Annotated in this window: 16 protein-coding genes and 1 tRNA gene; 8 read left to right on the top strand and 9 right to left on the bottom strand. The window is 37.5% G+C overall.

Features of this window, described 5'->3' with window-relative positions; all coding sequences use genetic code 11:
* Positions 1-198 precede the first annotated feature (198 nt).
* Positions 199-1,413 carry a sodium/glutamate symporter gene (gene gltS, locus M983_RS07420; protein ID WP_066749389.1) on the top strand — a complete coding sequence of 405 codons (1,215 nt, stop codon included), beginning with the start codon at positions 199-201 and terminating at the stop codon, positions 1,411-1,413.
* 98 nt (positions 1,414-1,511) lie between these two features.
* On the opposite strand, the gene recG is transcribed toward gltS, so the two are convergent.
* The 6 genes from recG to M983_RS07390 form a co-directional block, all read right to left on the bottom strand.
* A complete protein-coding gene (gene recG, locus M983_RS07415) occupies positions 1,512-3,599 on the bottom strand; it encodes an ATP-dependent DNA helicase RecG (RefSeq protein ID WP_066749386.1) in 2,088 nt (695 codons plus the stop codon).
* 3 nt (positions 3,600-3,602) lie between these two features.
* Positions 3,603-4,325 carry a tRNA (guanosine(18)-2'-O)-methyltransferase TrmH gene (trmH, locus tag M983_RS07410; RefSeq protein WP_066749383.1) on the bottom strand — a complete coding sequence of 241 codons (723 nt, stop codon included), beginning with the start codon at positions 4,323-4,325 and terminating at the stop codon, positions 3,603-3,605.
* 2 nt (positions 4,326-4,327) lie between these two features.
* Positions 4,328-6,454: a bifunctional GTP diphosphokinase/guanosine-3',5'-bis pyrophosphate 3'-pyrophosphohydrolase gene (gene spoT / locus M983_RS07405; RefSeq protein ID WP_066749381.1), complete on the bottom strand. Its 2,127-nt coding sequence runs from the start codon at positions 6,452-6,454 to the stop codon at positions 4,328-4,330.
* A gap of 30 nt (positions 6,455-6,484) precedes the next feature.
* Complete coding sequence (gene rpoZ / locus M983_RS07400; protein WP_064718162.1) at positions 6,485-6,760, bottom strand: DNA-directed RNA polymerase subunit omega; 276 nt, start codon at positions 6,758-6,760, stop codon at positions 6,485-6,487.
* 54 nt (positions 6,761-6,814) lie between these two features.
* On the bottom strand, positions 6,815-7,438 hold the full coding sequence (gene gmk / locus M983_RS07395) for a guanylate kinase (RefSeq protein WP_066749379.1): 624 nt from the start codon (positions 7,436-7,438) through the stop codon (positions 6,815-6,817).
* A 315-nt stretch (positions 7,439-7,753) separates the two neighbouring features.
* A complete protein-coding gene (locus tag M983_RS07390) occupies positions 7,754-8,371 on the bottom strand; it encodes a trimeric intracellular cation channel family protein (protein ID WP_066749377.1) in 618 nt (205 codons plus the stop codon).
* Positions 8,372-8,506: 135 nt separating this feature from the next.
* On the opposite strand from M983_RS07390, the gene M983_RS07385 reads away from it, so the two are divergent.
* A complete protein-coding gene (locus M983_RS07385; protein ID WP_066749375.1) occupies positions 8,507-9,793 on the top strand; it encodes a YidR family protein in 1,287 nt (428 codons plus the stop codon).
* Between the two features lie 257 nt (positions 9,794-10,050).
* Positions 10,051-10,482 (top strand): selenium binding protein, encoded by a 432-nt coding sequence (locus tag M983_RS07380; RefSeq protein ID WP_066749372.1) that lies wholly within the window; start codon positions 10,051-10,053, stop codon positions 10,480-10,482.
* 79 nt (positions 10,483-10,561) lie between these two features.
* Here M983_RS07380 and glyS read toward each other — a convergent pair whose 3' ends face one another.
* Together glyS and glyQ are read right to left on the bottom strand one after the other, a co-directional pair.
* Positions 10,562-12,634: a glycine--tRNA ligase subunit beta gene (gene glyS / locus M983_RS07375; protein ID WP_066749371.1), complete on the bottom strand. Its 2,073-nt coding sequence runs from the start codon at positions 12,632-12,634 to the stop codon at positions 10,562-10,564.
* Positions 12,635-12,643: 9 nt separating this feature from the next.
* Positions 12,644-13,552, bottom strand: coding sequence for a glycine--tRNA ligase subunit alpha (gene glyQ / locus M983_RS07370; RefSeq protein ID WP_066749369.1), 909 nt, complete (start codon positions 13,550-13,552; stop codon positions 12,644-12,646).
* A gap of 237 nt (positions 13,553-13,789) precedes the next feature.
* Here glyQ and M983_RS07365 point away from each other — a divergent pair, with 237 nt between their 5' ends.
* The 3 genes from M983_RS07365 (at position 13,790) to M983_RS07355 (ending at position 16,933) form a co-directional block, all read left to right on the top strand.
* Positions 13,790-14,374 carry a DNA-3-methyladenine glycosylase I gene (locus M983_RS07365; protein WP_066749366.1) on the top strand — a complete coding sequence of 195 codons (585 nt, stop codon included), beginning with the start codon at positions 13,790-13,792 and terminating at the stop codon, positions 14,372-14,374.
* Between the two features lie 170 nt (positions 14,375-14,544).
* On the top strand, positions 14,545-15,807 hold the full coding sequence (locus M983_RS07360; RefSeq protein ID WP_066749364.1) for a valine--pyruvate transaminase: 1,263 nt from the start codon (positions 14,545-14,547) through the stop codon (positions 15,805-15,807).
* 766 nt (positions 15,808-16,573) lie between these two features.
* Positions 16,574-16,933, top strand: coding sequence for a YceK/YidQ family lipoprotein (locus M983_RS07355; protein ID WP_066749361.1), 360 nt, complete (start codon positions 16,574-16,576; stop codon positions 16,931-16,933).
* A gap of 43 nt (positions 16,934-16,976) precedes the next feature.
* Here M983_RS07355 and M983_RS07350 read toward each other — a convergent pair whose 3' ends face one another.
* Complete coding sequence (locus M983_RS07350; protein ID WP_066749358.1) at positions 16,977-17,282, bottom strand: DUF5339 family protein; 306 nt, start codon at positions 17,280-17,282, stop codon at positions 16,977-16,979.
* 295 nt (positions 17,283-17,577) lie between these two features.
* On the opposite strand from M983_RS07350, the gene M983_RS07345 reads away from it, so the two are divergent.
* A tRNA-Pro gene (locus tag M983_RS07345) sits at positions 17,578-17,654 on the top strand.
* A gap of 205 nt (positions 17,655-17,859) precedes the next feature.
* Positions 17,860-19,554, top strand: coding sequence for a ShlB/FhaC/HecB family hemolysin secretion/activation protein (locus M983_RS07340; RefSeq protein WP_066749356.1), 1,695 nt, complete (start codon positions 17,860-17,862; stop codon positions 19,552-19,554).
* Positions 19,555-19,638 lie beyond the last annotated feature (84 nt).

Genomic DNA, 19,638 nt, shown 5'->3' with positions numbered 1-19,638 from the left:
ACGCCACAAAAGCAATCGTTTGCGCGAAATTGATGTTATAAAATTGCATAAGAGAAGCTCACAATTTTATATGTTTTAACTTGTGTTTATCGCCATTTTTTTTTCTAATCGTGGCTATCTGCTTTTGGCGTTATTTATGGATAAATTTATCGTCGTAGTATTTTTATATAAAATTAACAAATAAAACGGGGTACATAAATGTATCATCTTGATATTTATGGCACACTAGTTGCGGCCACGCTTGTTCTATTACTTGGACGTAAGTTAGTGAAATCTGTTCCTTTTTTAGAACGATACACTATCCCTGAACCCGTAGCGGGTGGGTTACTTGTCGCAATACTTCTCTTAGCATTAAAGTCATTTTTTGATTGGGAAATCAGTTTCGATCTGTCATTAAAAGATCCTCTTATGCTCGCCTTCTTTGCAACGATTGGCTTAAATGCCAACTTAGCTAGCTTAAAAGCAGGCGGAAAAGCACTTTTTATTTTTATCTTTGTCGTTGTGGGATTGTTATTAGTTCAAAATACAGTCGGTATTGCTTTAGCGGAAATGCTAGGTCTTGATCCATTAATGGGACTATTGGCCGGTTCTATTACTTTATCAGGTGGTCATGGAACAGGAGCGGCTTGGGGTAAAACATTTGTTGATAATTATGGTTTTACCAGCGCGTCAGAAGTTGCAATGGCATGTGCGACTTTCGGTCTTGTTTTAGGGGGGTTAATTGGTGGACCTGTTGCACGTTTTCTTATTCGTAATATCCCAACACCAGGGTTAGGCGCAGATGAGCATGATATGCCGACTGCGTTTGAAAAACCGACAACCGGTAGAATGATCACGTCAATGGTGATGCTTGAAACGATTGCAATGATTGCAATTTGTTTAATGGCTGGCACTTTCTTATCAGGATTGTTAGAAAATACCGCATTTTCATTGCCTACCTTTGTTTGCGTGTTATTTATTGGTGTGATTTTAAGTAATAGCTTATCAATGTTAGGTTTCTATCGTGTATTTGATAGAGCTGTTTCTGTTCTCGGTAATGTCAGCTTATCACTATTCTTAGCGATGGCGTTGATGAGCTTAAAACTGTGGGAATTAGCATCATTGGCATTACCAATGATTGTAATTTTAGGTGTTCAAGCGGCAGTGATGGCGCTATATGCTATTTTTGTCACATTCCGAGTCATGGGGAAAAACTATGATGCCGCTATTTTGGCCGCAGGGCACTGTGGTTTCGGGCTAGGCGCAACGCCAACGGCTATTGCTAATATGCAAGCAGTCACTGATCGTTTTGGCCCTTCACACCTTGCATTCTTAGTTGTGCCAATGGTGGGAGCATTCTTTATCGATATCGTTAATGCGCTAGTGATAAAGCTATATCTTCTCTTACCTATTTTTAACCCGATAGTCGGTTGATATCATCCTATAAAAAATACCACAGCAATTTTGAACTGTGGTATTTTTCTCGCTATTACGCACTCTAAATGACACTGAGACGATAAATAACTATAAGCCTATGCTTGGCTATATTGTGTTTTTGCAGGAAGCCAGCGCTCAATTAAGGCCTGTGAATTCTTAGGATAGTGTTGATGTATATAGCGTGCAGTGCGTTGTATTTCAGGAATCAGCGCTTGATCTCTTAGTAAATCAGCTACTTTAAACGCCGCATTACCGGTTTGTCGTGTTCCTAAGAGCTCACCTGGTCCACGAATTTCTAAATCTTTTTGAGCAATGACAAAACCATCATTGCTGTCTCTTAATACTTGTAAGCGTAAATGTGCAGCTTGCGTTAATGGTGTTTTATATAATAGAACGCAATGAGAGGCGATAGCACCACGCCCTACACGGCCTCTTAATTGATGTAATTGTGCTAATCCTAAACGCTCAGGATTATCAATTACCATTAAACTTGCATTTGGTACATCTACACCCACTTCAATAACGGTGGTCGCGACTAAAAGTTGTATTTCATTTTCTTTAAATGCCGTCATTACGGCTTGTTTTTCGCTTGGCTTCATTCTTCCATGAACTAAACCTATTTTTATTTCAGGCAATGCCATTGTCAGTTCTTCATAAATCACTTGCGCCGCTTGCGCTTCAAGGACTTCAGAATCCTCAATTAAAGTACATACCCAATACGCTTGGCGCTTTTCGTGTGTACAGGCTTTACGAATGCGTTCAATAATTTCTTCACGGCGTGAATCAGGAATCGCAACTGTTGTAACGGGTGTCCTACCTGGTGGCAATTCATCAATAATTGAGGTATCCATATCAGCATAAGCTGTCATTGCTAATGTACGTGGTATAGGCGTTGCTGTCATCACGAGTTGATGAGGATGAAATCCTTGCTCTTCCCCTTTTTTCCATAAAGCAAGGCGTTGATGAACACCAAAACGATGTTGCTCATCAATGATGACTAAAGCCAATGAATGGAATTTCACTTGATCTTGAAAAATCGCATGTGTACCGATAATGATAGAAACATCGCCATTAGCAATCGCATTTTGTTGTGCTTCTCGAGCCTTCCCTTTTTGTTTACCAGCAAGCCAGCCTACTTGGATACCTAAAGGCTCAAACCATTTTCTAAAGGTGTATGCATGTTGTTCTGCTAATAATTCAGTAGGAGCCATTAAAGCGACCTGTTTGCCATTAGCAATAGCACGTAAGGCACTTAAGGCTGCAACGAGGGTTTTACCTGATCCCACATCGCCTTGTATCAGTCGCATCATGGGATAGTTTTTTTCTAAATCATGCTCAATATCATTAACGACGCGAGATTGGGCTTGTGTGGGGGTAAAAGGCAAAGAAGAAAGAAATTGTTCACGCAATATTGATGTTTTTGGCATCAATAGTGGTTCTGCTCGATAGGCTTGTGCGCTGGCTCGCGCATTTAGCATGCCTAGATTATGTGCGAGTAATTCTTCAATGATAAGTCTTTTTTGTGCAGGGTGCTGGCCTTTTTCAAGTTCAGCAAATGCGATATCAGGTGGTGGAGTATGAAGTGTACGCAATGCACTCGCTAATGGCGGTAAACCATGAATAAATTGTTCTGGTAATAATTCATTGATAGCACAGGTATCAAGTAAAGTCAGAGCTTGCTCTATTAATTTCCGTAATGAAGCTTGGCGTAAGCCTTCTGTTGTTGAATAAATAGGAGTGAGCGTTTCTTGTAATTCAACATCAGAGCCTACTACCTTTATTTTATATTCAGGGTGAATAATTTCAGGTCCTCTAGCGCCTCTTTTTATGTCGCCATAAGCGGTAACTTGCTTACCTTGTGCTAAGTTATTTTTCATGGACGCTGTAAAATTAAAAAAGCGCAGAGTTAAAATGCCGGAGCCATCAGAAATTTGGCATGTCATCATTTTACGACGACCAAAACTGACCTCTGTTCTTAATACTTCACCAGAAACAGTGGCTGGAATACCAGGGAGTAGATCGCTAATTGCATAAAGGTGAGTTTGATCTTCATAACGTAAAGGGAGATGAAGTAGGAGATCTTCAATCGTGACTAACCCTATTTTTGCCAGTTTATCTGCCTGACTTGCACCTACGCCGTGAAGAGTGGTTAAGGGGATTGCATCAAGCAGCTTTCCTTTCATGAGTTAGTACTCCGTCTTTTTTAATTTCCTAAGTTGTTTTTGCGTCATTTGCATTTCTGCCCACCATGAATCAGGTGCTTCAATTTCACCAAGATGATTAATGAAAGGGCGAGCCAAACCTTTACGGCGAGAGACTTCAGCTAAGACTGGGTAACCGCCTTCAAATAAGAGGTTTTGCTGCTCATCTTCTGTCAATGTACTTTCTGCTCGATTATACATGCCAGCAGCCTGACGTTGACGTTGTGCCTCATATAAAATTAAGGCGCTAGCAACAGAAACATTCAGCGACTGTACCATACCCATCATCGGTACAATGATATCTTGATCAGCTAGTGTAATCGCTTCTTGTGAAATACCAGTTTTCTCTTGCCCCATAATAATACAGGTTGGACGAGTATAGTCTATTTCACGAAAATCAATGGCATTTTCTGAGAGATGAGTGGCGAGAATTTGCATGCCTTGTGCACGAAATGACGATATAGCATCCGTAATTGTTGGATGTGTTTCAACGTTAACCCAGCTATTGCTTCCTGCGGCGGGAGAGACCAGCATGCGCATTTTTTCTTTAGGCCAAATCGCATGAATTTTAGGAATACCCACAGCATCAGCTGTTCTTATAACAGCGGCGACATTGTGAGATTTATGCACTTCTTCAAGGCATACTGTCAAATCAGGTTGTCGCATTGCCATCATTTGGCAAATGCGAGCATATCGAATTGGGTTCATCGCTAATTTTTATTACGGCTTACGCGCAAGACATCCGGCATGATACGAAGTTTACGCATAATATTGGCTAATTGAATTCGGTTTTTCGCTGTTAATCGAATAAAAGCGCAATAAACCCGACCATCTTTCTCTTCTGTATTCATACTTTGAATACTCGAGTTTGCATCATTAATTGCGGCTGTTAAGTTAGCTAATGCACCTTGGTGGTTAATCATATCGACTTTAATTTCAGTGATAAAATCGGTGTTGATATCTTGATCCCACTCAACTGGCATAAATTTCTCAGGCTCTTTTTGATAGCCACGAATATTACGACAGGATTCATGATGGATAACTAAGCCTTTTCCTGGGCTAATATGTGCAATGATAGGATCACCAGGAATAGGACGACAACATTTTGCAAAAGAGATAAGAACCCCATCAGCACCTTTAATGGGCAATTTGGGTGTTTCGTTATTCGCATTATCAACAGGGATTTTTTCTTCTGATGTATTATTATCGAGTAGTAAATTATGCGCAATCACAACGCTCATGGCATTACCTAAACCAATTTCAGCCATTAAATCATCAATAGAATGAAGCTTCATTCTCTTTAATTCACGGGCGATATTATCAGTTGGTATATCATTTAGTTTACTATTGCCTAAAGCGTGATTCAGTAATCGACGACCTAAATTAATAGAATCTTCACGTTTTAGGTTTTTCAGTAATTGTCGAATTTTAGAGCGGGCTCTTGAACTCACCACAAAGTTTAACCATGCAGCATTAGGTCTTGCACCGGGTGCGGTAATAATTTCAACTGTTTGCCCTGTATGTAAAGATTGCGAAAGTGGATAAGGCTGTCTATCAACCCTTGCACCAACACAACCATGTCCAATATCAGTATGGACCGCATAGGCAAAATCAACAGGTGTAGCACCAGTCGGTAACTCAACAATACGGCCTTCAGGGGTAAAAACGTAGATTTCATCAGGAAATAAGTCTGATTTTACGTTTTCGATAAACTCAAAAGAGCTACCCGCACTTTGTTGTAGCTCAAGAAGGCTTTGCATCCAACGCTGGGCTCTCACTTGCGCTGTCGTACCTGATTGTTCACCTTGTTCTTTATAAGCCCAGTGAGCCGCTACCCCCATTTCAGCCATTTGATCCATGTCTTCAGTACGAATTTGTACTTCAACAGGCACACCATGAGGGCCAATTAAAGAGGTATGAAGGGATTGATAGCCATTGGCTTTTGGAATAGCGATATAGTCTTTTACGCGGCCAGGACGTGGTTTATATAAACTGTGCATCTGACCTAAAACGCGATAACAGGTATCTACCTCTTTCACAATCACGCGAAAGGCGTAAATATCCATAATAGAATGAAAACGTTGCTCTTTTAGCAACATTTTACGATAGATAGAGTAAAGGTGTTTTTCTCGGCCGTTGACTTTACATTCAATGCCAGCTTCCGTAAGACGACCTTCAATTTCAGAGAGGATTTTGTTAATCATCTCTTTGCGGTTACCACGAGCAGATTTAACCACTTCTTTGATAACACGGTAACGATTTGGGTGAAGCGCCTCGAAACCCAGCTCTTCTAACTCTGTTTTGATATGATGAATACCTAAACGATGAGCCAAAGGACTGTAGATTTCGAGTGTTTCACGAGCAATACGACGACGTTTATCAGGGCGTAATGAACCCAGAGTGCGCATATTGTGAGTACGGTCTGCCAGCTTTATCAAAATGACACGGATATCTTTAACCATCGCCATGATCATTTTGCGGAAGTTTTCTGCCTGAGCTTCTTTTTTATCTCTAAATTTCAGTTTATCGAGTTTAGAGACGCCCTCAACAAGATCGGCAACCGTGTGACCAAATAGGTTTTCGATATCTTGAAAGGTCGCTGGTGTATCTTCAATAACATCATGCAGTAATGCAGCCATGAGCGTTTGGTGATCGAGTCGCATATCAGCGAGAATGCACGCAACCGCAACAGGGTGAGTTATATAAGGTTCACCACTTGAACGAGTTTGTCCCTCGTGGGCATTTCGGGCGACGATAAAGGCTTCTTTTAGTTGTTCAATTTGCTCAGGTGGCAAATATTTTTGAACAATTTGATTCAGACTTTCAAACAGGTACAAGGCAGACCTACCCCTATCTTATAAAGACAATTAACGACGACCTTCTGCAATCGCTGAAACAGCTTGTAATTCTGCTGCTTCTTGCTCTTGTTGTTCTTGACGTTCACGAGCATCAAGAATTTTACCGTTAATCAAGCCTTCTTCAATTTCACGTAGCGCGACAACAGTCATTTTATCATTTTCTTCTGGAACTAAAGGATCTTTAGCACCAATTTGTAACTGACGTGCACGACGTGCAGCGACCAGAACAAGGTCAAAACGGTTACCAATTTTTTCTACAGCGTCTTGAACGGTTACGCGTGCCATATTTGTGTTACTCCAACATTAAAGAAATGACGGGGCATAATACTGAAACTTAACTCAGTCTGCCAATAATTTGCTGATTAAATCACCATGTCGTAGCGTTTGACGATCACGGCGTAATTTTTCTGAGCGAATAATGGATTGTAAATCAGCAAGCGCAGTATTGAAATCATCATTAATCAGCAAATAATCATACTCATTAAAATGTTCCATTTCAGTAACGGCTTGTGACATACGTTTTGCAATTACATCTTCGCTATCTTGTCCACGGCCACGAAGTCGGCGATAAAGCTCTTCTTTTGATGGTGGTAGAATAAAAATTGAGCGAGCTTCAGGCATTTTTTTGCGTACCTGTTGCGCTCCTTGCCAATCGATATCAAGAAAAACATCAACACCGCTGGCTAAAATTTCATTAATAACTTTACCTGATGTACCGTAATAGTTACCAAAAACACAAGCATGTTCGAGAAAATCTTCACTCGCTATCATGCTTTTAAATTCTTCTTCAGTAACAAAGAAGTAATGCTCACCATGGGTCTCTCCTGGTCGCATAGGGCGGGTAGTATGAGAGACTGAGACTTGTGTGTCATATAAAGGCTGTGTTTTTAACAATGCCTGAATAAGACTCGATTTACCCGCACCGCTTGGAGCGGAAACAATATAAAGTGTTCCTTGGATCATGATGACTTTCTGAAGTTGACTGGAGAATAATTAAGTATAAATATATTTTAGGGAATTATCCCCCCTATAGTATACACATACAATACTGTACATACAGTGCCCTTGATAAATATCAGGCTATTTTTTTGTTATCACAAACTCTTTTTTTCTTGGAATAAGATAAAAGCGATATCATGATGATATTAACATAGAATGAAAGGCGATGTGATAGTGTTGGCCTTTTAGTGAAATAAGAAGAAAAAAGAGTATGCCAAAGACTTACTGTGTGGAATATCTTATTAGATAATAAGGCGCTATTATTAGCACCTTATCTTGTTAATCTTGATTTTCGTAATTAAAGACAGGTAATCCCAATTTATAGCGAATTGCTAATAAACGGGCAGTTAATCCTGCGACTAGCGTAATAATAATAACGACATCTTTTGGTAACGGCGTATAAAAAAGTAAGCCCATATAAAGCCAAGCCGCACCAAAAGCGACACCAGCATAAATTTCTTTTTGGAAGACTAAAGGAATCGTATTACAGAGCATATCCCGTAATACGCCACCAAATGCCCCTGTAATGACCGCAGCAATTGCCGCAATAATAGGCCCATATTCCATATCAAGGGCAATTTGTGCACCAATAATAGAAAAAACCATAAGTCCAATAGAGTCTAAAATAAGGAATAAGCGCCGTAAATGTTTCATCATAGGCGCGACCCAAATAGTAATGATTGCAGCGCAAGCGACAGTCACAATATATTCAGGATGTTTTACCCAACCTAGAGGATAATGTCCTAATAAGATATCTCTTACTGAGCCACCTCCGATAGCGGTTGCCGATGCGATAATGATAACGCCAAAAACATCCATTTTACGACGACCAGCGGCAAGCGCGCCTGTCATGGCTTCTGCGGTAATACCAATAATATAGAGAACACTAAGTAACATGATTTTTTTATTTTCTGACTATTTAGTGGGAGTAGAGTAATCACCTAGCGAAAAAGTCTCGACTGAGTTTTTTTAGTGCTAGGTACATTTATTAGTTTTTATAATGTGGAAATTTATTTCTCGTTAAGGATCAATATGTCTTTTCAGGAACAGCAAATTACATTTGATAACCGTAATCATCAGCTGACTAATATAAATGTTTGGACTCCAGATAGCCAGTGGTTAGTCTATGATGTGCGTCCTAGTGGAAGTTCTTTTACAGGCATTACCATAGAAAAAATTCATGTGAAAACAAAACAGCACCAGGTAATCTATACCGCAACTGAAGGTGCTCATGTTGGTGTTGTTACTGTTAGCCCATTAGAGCCTGTACGTTATGTTTTTATTCATGGTCCTGAAAATCCAGATAATGAATGGCAGTATGATTTTCATCATCGTAGGGGCGTGATTATTGATGAGTCAAAACTGGATGTAATACAAAACTTGGATGCTTGTTGTTTAACAGCACCTTATCAGGCTGGCGCTTTGCGAGGTGGTACTCATGTTCATGTTTTTAATCCTGATAGTTCTCGTTTAAGTTTTACTTATAACGATCATGTTATGCATGAATTAGGGGCTGAACATGATCAACGTAATGTCGCTATTGCTGTTCCATTAAAGCCTGTTCAGGTTATAAAAAAACATCCTCGAGAATATGACGGAGACTATTTTTGTACTGTAATTAGCAAAACTGTTGCTCATCCTAAAAAAGGGAGCGATGAAATTAGTCGCGCTTATGAAGAATGTTGGATAGGGACTAAAGGATATATTAATACAAAAGGGTATCGTCAATATTCAGCTATCGCATTTATTGGCGATACAATAAGTATTAAAGGCGAGAAAGTGCCTGATATTTTTTTAGTCGATTTACCTGATGATGATAGTGCATTGACAATTGAAGGCGATATGCCATTAGCAGGAACTGAATTCACATTACCTGCTCCTGCTAAAGGAATTCATCAAGTCCGATTAACGAATACGACTAAGAGAAAATATCCCGGTATTGCCACAGAGCCTCGTCATTGGTTACGAAGCTCACCAAATGGCGAAGCTATCGCTTTTTTAATGAAAGATGATAATGGTATTGTTCAACTTTATACGGTTTCACCAAGAACTAAAAAGATTAAGCAAATAACGATGCAAGATTGGGGAATTCAATCTGCTTTTACATGGAGTGCTGATGGGCAATATTTGACATTTATTTGTGATAATAGTGTGATGTTATGCCACGCTAATACAGGTGAATTAACGCGATTGACCCAAAAAACGCAACTAGCACCAAGTGGTGATGCGGTTGTTTTTTCTCCTGATAATAAAAGCATTGCTTTTATGCGAGATATTGAAGGGTATCGTCAACTATTTATTGTAGAAACAAGATTATAATAAATATTCTAAAAATAATAAAAAGATTTTAAATAAAGAGGCATGAAAATGGCTCTTTATTTATCTTATAAATAAATCATATATCTATTTTAAGCAATCCTAATAAGTGAAATTGTTTTTTATTTAATTTTTATCTCCTAATAAAAAATAATGTTTTTCATTATCTTTAAGTTATTAAAATAATAAAGTTGCTCTTGTATTAAGCCATCATTACTTTTTTATTCCTTATGAATTTAATCATTTTGAAAGGAGATATTATGTACGAGGATTATTCTAGGCAATCATTGCCTTCTAAAAAATATAGAGAATTACTTGGAACTGCTTTTTGTGTATTTAATTCAAATAATAAATTTGTTATTGAAAATATTCTAAAGTTAGATAGATATCATTACTATTCTTGGTATGAATTGATTGATAAAGATTCAGCACTTTTGCTTACAGATATCAAAAAAACAATAACAAGAGAATCAGGCCCTGAAATAGCAGAAACATTCAATGAACTTGTCCAAATGAGAGCGCGATTAGTACAATCTTTTCAAGTTACAGTAGATGATGGTGTAGATAATCAAATATTAGCAACAAGATATAGTGATGGTAGACAGGAGTATATTACACAACAATATTTACTCAATTTTATTAAATTAAATCAAAAACTATCAGATTTGCTTTATGACTTAAGAGGCTATTGATTTCTTTTTTGGTAAAACATGAGCCCTTTTTAAGGGCCCATGTTATTTTTATCACAACTATCGATCAGTACACATTTGATTATTGTAATACAGAGATATCTGCAACTTTTAAGAATAACTCACGTAATTGATTAAGTATGGTTAAGCGATTGATACGAATAGTATCATCTTTATCCATAACCATTACTTTATCAAAGAAGTTATTGACCACATCGCGTAACGAAGCTAATTCAACTAATGCTTCTTGGTAGTTACGTTCTGCAAATAACGGCGCTAATTTATCTTGTAATACAGAAAGATTTGCCGCCAGTTGAACTTCTTCTGGCGCTTTTAGCAATGATGCGAGAACGTTATCATTCAGCTTAACATCAGCTGATTTTGCTAAAATATTAGAAACACGTTTATTTGCTTCTGCGAGTGCGGATGCTTCTTCTAAAGAACGGAAGTAAGTTACTGCTTTCATGCGAGCATTAAAATCAGCTGGTTGTGTCGGGCGACGTGCTAATACAGCTTGAATAGTGTCGATACTATAACCTAACTCTTGATACCAAGAACGGAAACGACCTAACATAAATTCAACAACATCACTGACGACATTTTTATTAGTCAGTTTATCACCGTAAAGGCGAGCGGCTTCTTGCGTTAATTCTTCAATATCGAGCGGTAAATCTTGCTCAACAATAATACGCAGCACACCTAATGAAGCACGACGTAATGCAAATGGGTCTTTGTCGCCTTTAGGAAATTGACCAATACCGAAGATACCCGCCAATGTGTCCATTTTCTCTGCAATAGCAAGCGCGCTAGCGACAGGATTAGACGGTAATTCATCACCAGAAAAACGCGGTTGGTATTGTTCTTTCAATGCTACTGCAACGTCTTCAGCTTCACCATCATGGCGAGCATAATGCATCCCCATAACCCCTTGGGTATCGGTAAATTCGAATACCATATTGGTCATTAAGTCACATTTTGAGAGCAAACCCGCGCGTTTCGCTTGATTAACATCAGCCCCAATTTTTTCAGCAATAAAGCCAGCTAGTGCTTCTATACGATCTGTTTTATCACGCAAAGTGCCTAATTCTTTTTGGAATAAGACCGTTTCAAGACGTGGTAAATTGTCTTCTAAACGTTGTTTGCGGTCTGTATTAAAGAAAAACTCGGCATCAGCTAGGCGAGGGCGTACTACTTTTTCGTTACCACTGATAATTTGAAGAGGATCAGAAGATTCAATATTGGAAACGAAAATAAAGTGAGGAAGTAAGTCGCCTTTTTTGTCATACACAGGGAAGTACTTTTGGTCACCTTTCATGGTATAAACCAGTGCTTCAGCAGGTACTTTAAGGAATTTTTCCTCAAATTTTGCCGTCAGCACAACAGGCCACTCAACCAATGAAGTCACTTCTTCTACTAAGCTATCACTTAAATCAGCAACGCCACCCAGTTTCTCTGCGGCTAAGCGTGCATCATGTAATATGATGGATTTACGATTTTCGTAATCAGCAATCACTTTTCCACGCTCATAGAGAATTTCAGGGTATTGATCAGCATTATCAATAGTAAATTCAGCTTCACCCATAAAGCGGTGACCACGAATAATACGATCGCTTTTAACGCCTAAAATTTCACCATCAATAACAATATCACCTAGTAATACGGTGACTGTATGCACAGGACGAACAAAATGGGTATCTTTATCACCCCAGCGCATGAGTTTAGGAATAGGTAATTTAGCGAGAGAGTGGCGTACCATATCAATCAGTAAATCATTAACAGATTCACCTTTTACCTCTGCTCGATAAAATAGCCATTCACCTTTATCTGTTGATAAACGTTCTGCTTGTGAAACAGTTATTCCACAGCCTCTAGCCCAACCTTCTGCGGCTTTAGTTGGTTTACCTTCGGCATCAAAAGCTTGTGAAATAGCAGGACCACGTTTTTCAATCGTTCTATCTGCTTGTGATTTTGCCATATTAGCCACTTTGATTGCTAAACGGCGAGGTGCAGCGAACCAAGATACATCACCATGAGCGATGTTGGCGTTATCTAACTCTGTTGTAAAGTTAGAAGCGAAGGACTCGGCTAAAGAACGAAGCGCTTTCGGTGGCAGCTCTTCTGTGCCGATTTCCACAAGGAAAGTCTCAGTTGTCATGATAGCCTCTTAGTCCTTTTTACACATAGGGAAACCCAGCGCTTCACGAGAAGCATAATAAGCTTCTGCAACCGCTTTGGTTAAAGTACGGATACGTAAAATATAGCGTTGGCGCTCTGTAACAGAGATAGCTTTACGTGCATCCAATAAGTTAAACGTGTGTCCTGCTTTTAAAATGCGTTCATAAGCAGGTAAAGGTAACGGCTTTTCTAACTCTAATAATTCACGAGCTTCTTTTTCATATTGTTCAAAACAAGTGAAAAGGAAATCCACGTCTGCATATTCAAAGTTGTATGTTGACTGCTCGACTTCGTTTTGGTGATAAATATCGCCATAAGTTGTTTTACCTAATGGACCATCACACCAAACTAAGTCGTAAACGCTGTCTACACCTTGAATATACATAGCAAGACGTTCTAAACCATAAGTGATTTCACCTGTAACAGGCTTACACTCTAATCCACCCACTTGTTGGAAGTAGGTAAATTGTGTGACTTCCATACCATTAAGCCAAACTTCCCAGCCTAAGCCCCACGCACCCAGTGTTGGGTTTTCCCAGTTATCTTCTACAAAACGAATATCATGGATAGTTGGGTCTAAACCTAACTCTCTTAATGAGCCAAGATACAGTTCTTGAATGTTATCAGGTGATGGCTTGATGATAACTTGGAATTGGTAATAGTGTTGTAAGCGGTTTGGGTTTTCACCATAACGACCGTCAGTAGGACGGCGTGAAGGCTGCACATAAGCCGCAGCAATAGGCTCTGGGCCTAATGCACGTAAACAGGTCATTGGGTGTGAAGTACCTGCACCCACTTCCATATCTAATGGTTGGACGATGGTACAGCCTTGGCGAGCCCAATAATCCTGTAATGTCAGAATAAGACCCTGAAAGGTTTTGGTATCAAACTTTTGCATGTTATATCCGCATGGCGATACATAGAATAAAAAGAAAGGTTTCAGTATACCTTCTAGGCGAAAGATATACAGCACGGAATGCGGTCAATTTTCCCTCGATCAAAAAAATAACGCTTTCATTAACTTTATGATGAGGTTCAAACAATTAAATACGGTTTTTATTTACTCATTTACATGTGTATTTATACAGTATATAAGTTGTGTAACTAAATTTTGCAAATAATAAGGAAGCGAATGATGAATAAACAACGCTGTGATTGGGTAACAAGTGATGCCGATTATCTTGCTTATCATGATAATGAATGGGGGATTCCTGAACGAGATAAATACAAACTTTTTGAAATGATCTGTCTTGAGGGCCAACAAGCAGGTCTGTCTTGGTACACAATATTAAAGAAAAGAGCGGGTTATCGTCGGTGTTTTTTTGATTTTAATCCATACAAAATTGCCTTAATGACAGAAGAAGATGTTGATACTTTATTGCAAGATACTTCAATTATTCGTAATAAAGGTAAAATTAATGCCATTATTAATAACGCTCGTATTTTTGTTGCAATGGAAGAAAAGGGTAAGGATTTTAGCGAGTTTATTTGGCAATTTGTTGATAATAAACCCATTATTAATCATTGGAAGGTGATTTCACAAGTACCTGCATCTACACCTATTTCAGAGAATATGACTAAAACGCTAAAGAAAAAAGGATTTAAATTTGTTGGCAGTACAACCTGTTACGCGTTTATGCAAGCAGTAGGTATGGTTAACGATCATATTCTTTCTTGTTTTTGTCGTCATGATGATAAAGAAAACACCAATAAATCTTAGAAAATCTATTTATTTATACAAAATGAACATTAATAGTAGTTCTATATTCTATCTTTTTCTTTTGTATTGATATTGTTATTTAATTATGCACTTTTAACTGTTGATGATGGTTTGTGCTCGCGGTATGGTGTTTATCTTATTAAAAAACACAATAGAAGATACCTGCAACGATGACTCAACTATCACAATTTGGGCAAAAATTTGCCCGTCACTCCGGTATTTCTCGTTTAATGCAAGATTTAAATGAAGGAATACGTACACCAGGCGCTGTTATGTTAGGGGGTGGCAATCCTGCTCATATTCCTGAAATGGATAGTTATTTTCGTCAGTTACTTCAGGAAATGATAGAAAGTGGATCATTAACAGATGCAGTATGCAACTATGATGGGCCACAAGGCAAAGATGCTATGCTAAAAGCATTAGCTGAATGCTTAAAAGAAAAATTAGGCTGGAATATTTCTGCGAAAAATATTGCATTAACCAATGGTAGTCAGAGTGCTTTCTTCTACTTATTCAATTTACTTGGTGGAAAAACACAAGATGGCAACAAAAGGAAAATTTTATTTCCAATCGCACCTGAATATATTGGTTATGCTGATGCAGGGTTAGATGATGCACTTTTTGTTGCCAATAAGCCGACAATAGAGATGCTGCCTGATGGTCAGTTTAAATACCATGTTGATTTTGAACATTTGCAAATTGGCGATGATGTTGGCGCAATTTGTGTATCAAGACCTACAAATCCAACGGGTAATGTCATTACTGATGATGAAGTGATGAAATTAGATGCTTTAGCAAAACAGCATAATATTCCTCTGATTATTGATAATGCTTATGGTGTACCTTTTCCTGGTATTATTTTTTCACAAGCAACACCACACTGGAATGAGAATACTATTCTTTGTATGAGCCTTTCTAAATTAGGCTTACCAGGTACGCGGTGTGGGATCATTATTGCGAGTGAAGAAATAATTTCAGCTGTAACTCATATAAACGGTATTATTAGTTTAGCGCCAGGCGCAATAGGCCCTGCAATGGCACTAGAGATGCTAAAACGTGATGACTTATTGCGTTTATCACAAGAGGTGGTAGGGCCTTTCTATCATCAACGTGTTCTTGAAACGATAAAAATAATTCGACGTTATTTACCTAAAGAACGTTGTCTTATCCATAAGCCTGAAGGCGCTATATTTCTTTGGTTATGGTTTAAAGATTTATCTATTTCGAGTGAAGAGCTTTACCAGCGCTTAAAAAAACGAGGCATTTTAATGGTGCCAGGCCACTATTTTTTCCCAGGTTTAGAAGAAGAGTGGGAACATGCCCATCAATGTATGCGAATGAATTACGTACCTGAGCCTGAGTTGATTGAGAAAGGAATAAAAGTATTGGCTGAAGAAATTGAAAAAGTCAGTCAAACAACGAAAAGTGCATAAAATAAAAATGCCCCTTCCGCGAGAAGAAGGGGCAAAGACAATAACGAGGACTGTTGAGCATAAGTTAGACGGAAAGAAATGGATAACTACACATTGAGCAATCCGTATTAATTTAATTTTCTTAGCACAAGGTTATTAAAACAGATAGAGATAAATCTGATCGGATAAATAAACGCCATTCAATCCCCTAATTGTTCCCCTGTTAAGTAAAATATGGGCATTAAGCTTATTCATCTAATTAGCTCATATATTTCTTGTTTTTCTATATAGATCAGATAATCAGGAAACCTACGCGAAAAAGTTTAAGATTGCCTATCCAAAGTCCTAGAGCTGCGGCTAATGACAACATGATCATTGTTAATGCAATATCACTCATAAAACAATCCTATGCTAAGCGCAATGTAGGAAAACGAGAGTAAATATAAAAATAGTGCGATTATTTTGTCAAAAAAGAAAATAAAACACTGTGTCATATCACACAGATTTCATTTATTTTAGATTTTAAAAAATGTAAAAGATAAATAAAAGGTTAAAGCTTTTATTTAAAATAAATAAGAATGAAATTTAATATTAAAAAAATATTATAAATAATAAGATTACCACACATTACTTTAATAGATTGTTTTATTGTATTTCTATTTATTATTAATTTAATGAGTAATAAAAATTAAGCGTATAGATCATCTTTTCCTTGTTCTATAAGCCAAAACAGGTTTAACTATAGATTAAAGATGTTAGTTTCTTACTGCCATTTTAAAGGTGTTTTATGATAACCGTAATCACTAAAAATTTAACATTGATGACATTTCTAACGGTGTCATTAACGGGATGCTCAAGCGTGATGACTCATGCTGGACCAAATAAAGAGCTTTACTCAGGAACAAAAAATAATATCAGCATGTTATCTGATGATGATACAGGTTGGGCAATGAAGCCACTTGTAGTGTTAGATATACCCTTTAGTGCTGTACTTGATACACTATTGTTACCATATGATTATTACACGGTAAATGATGATAAAAGTAGTGGCTCACCCAAAGAACGAGTTAAAAAACTAGATGCTACCCGCCTTGAGGGTGAAAATGTTGGTGCAACTAAAATTGATAATAATGTACCCCATAAATAATGACTAAATAATTGATAGTGATATTTAGTCATTATTGAGGTATTTACTTTTTATTTGAGTTTTTTTCTTTAGGGCCAAACATTTTATTTAGATTATCCAGTTCTCGCATGCCGTTTTCACAAATCTTTTTTTGTTCTGAGAGAGAGGCCGTTGTTATTTGTTTTTTATTTTGTTCAAAATTACCTTTAATTTCGGGCATGTTGTTCTTTAGATCATCTCTATCCGAAATATATTTAAGAAATTTATCCGCTTCTTGAAAGTAAACACGACAAGTATGTGCGGTAGTGGCTTGTGCAGGAAGTGAGATGACTAATAAAAAAAGTACACTGGCCAACCAACGTTGTTTCATGTTTTTAATTACCTACCTTATTTGACATAGCGTAATTATATAAAAAGCATATAAAATAAACGAGAATATTAACGAATAATTTTGTCATTTTTCTTCGTTTTTTCTTGTTAACGTAAAGAAACTATAAAAGTGTATTTCAAACTCAAATACAACCACGGTTGCTACTCAAAATGATTGTTTTTTGTATAAAAAAGCTAAAAAATGTTCTTTTTGATTGAAAACCATACGAACAATCAGGGAATACTAAAAAAGTATTGACGATACCCCCTTCAGGCAGTAAGATGCACCTCGATTTCGGCGAGTAGCGCAGCCTGGTAGCGCAACTGGTTTGGGACCAGTGGGTCGGAGGTTCGAATCCTCTCTCGCCGACCATATTTAAGAACCCCGCTTTTTTAAGCGGGGTTTTTGCATTTGTAATCTACAATATTGTATTCTTAATAATCCATCCATTTGTTCACATCTCCAAGCTTTTATCTTAAATCGCATCTTTTAATGGAAAAGGGTGATTTCTCAAAATCATCAGCGGATCAATTCGGTTATATCTAGGCACATTATTTTCTATTTAGGTGCTAAGTGAATGCGAGTTAGATTTTTTCTTTTATTGATTTTATTCCTTGTTTTAATTGCGGGTTATTGCCACCACTCATTGGCTAATGAAAATGAATTAGTAATGCCTGAACCGTTGATTCTTCCTTCAGAAGATATGTTTAAGGATGCAATAAGAGAACAGCAAGATAATGTCTCCCTTAATAACTTACCAAAACAGCAAGAAGCCCATTTAGATTCTTATTCATCGAGTTGCTTTATGATTAAACAAGTGACATTACATAATCGGTCATTGTTTTCATCATCTTCATTGCAACGCGCAATAGATAAGTGGAAAAAACAATTAGAAGGTCATTGCCATTTAGAGATTATGCTAGAACAAGATATTAATATTCTAAATGCAATACTTTATGATGCGGGCTATATCACGAGCGAAGTCGGTAATGTTGACCTTTTTGCTGAGGATGAAGTATTAGATATTACACTAAATGCAGGCAAAATTGCTGATGTGGTGTCCCAAGATTCGACGAATAAACCCTACTTACTATCACAAATCATGCCAATAAAACGGGGCGATATCTTAAATATAAAAGATATTGAACAAGGTGCTGATAATTTAAAAAGCAGACCGAATAGCAATGCAAAAATTGAATTGAAGACTTCACCTAATCATTCTCAGGAAACGATCGTCTCCATCAATAATCTTAGTAAGCGAACATTTAGTGGCGCATTTTCTATTGATAATAAAGAGCAAAAAAAATATGGATCTTTATTTGGTACAGCACGATTTAACTTCGGTTCACTCTTTCAACTGAATGAAACGATGGCGTTTGTGTTATCTAGCGATTTAGATAGAGTAAAATCACGTGGTATAAAAAAACAGATCTTCTTTTTACAAGTTCCCTATCAATATTGGCGGTTCTCTCTATTTGGTTACAATATTGAATCTACAAATAACATATCGAAAGAATTATCAGGTTCGCAAATAACGCGACAGCAACAGCTTTCTTTTGAAATACAACGTCAATTTCGTCCTTCTACACAACGCACTGTTAGCTTAGTAGGAGGTATCCAATATTACACTTATCAAAACACAATATTAGATCGTTCAATTTCAGTCCATCAACGTCGTAGCCCGTATATAACAGCAGGAATTGAGCATAATTATCAATTTATGCGTGGAGGCTATCTTCAAGTAAAATTTAATTATAAACAGAGTGTCCCTATTTTTAATGCACACCTTTCTCCTATTGAGTCTGTTAATGGGGTCCCTATCTTTAATTTTAGCCTTAATGCATTAACGCCAATGACATTTGGTTCACAGCGCTTTTTTTATCAACCTGAATTGAATGTACAGCTGACGAAATCAGATATTGATGGTTTACTTGATAAAAGTACGATTGGTGGTCTTGATAGTGTGTATGGGTTTGCTTCAGGAACAGGTTATTCAGATATGAACCAATTAGTTTTTAGACAGAAATTATCCTGGATGACACCTATTCAAAGCCATATGCTCTTTTCAGCACTCGATTATGGCTCAGTATCAGAAAAACGAAATAGCGTGATTTATAATAAAGATAAATACTTAGTTGGTATGGCGTTGGGTCTTGAAGGTTCGATAAAACGACTATCTTATCAAGTTTCTTGGGGTATCCCTCTATTTATGCCGAGTGAGAAAGGGCGAACTTCATCTCAAATATTCTTTAGTGGGCAATGGAACTACTGATAATATGATATCACACATCTATGATTACCTAGTTAACGGATAAATAAGCTTATCTATCACTAAATTCGGTAGAAAATAGAGCAG

This window comes from Proteus myxofaciens ATCC 19692, from assembly GCF_001654855.1.
Taxonomy (GTDB): domain Bacteria; phylum Pseudomonadota; class Gammaproteobacteria; order Enterobacterales; family Enterobacteriaceae; genus Proteus; species Proteus myxofaciens.
Note: the sequence above shows the minus strand (reverse complement) of the source record. Positions and strands in the feature narration are given on the sequence as shown.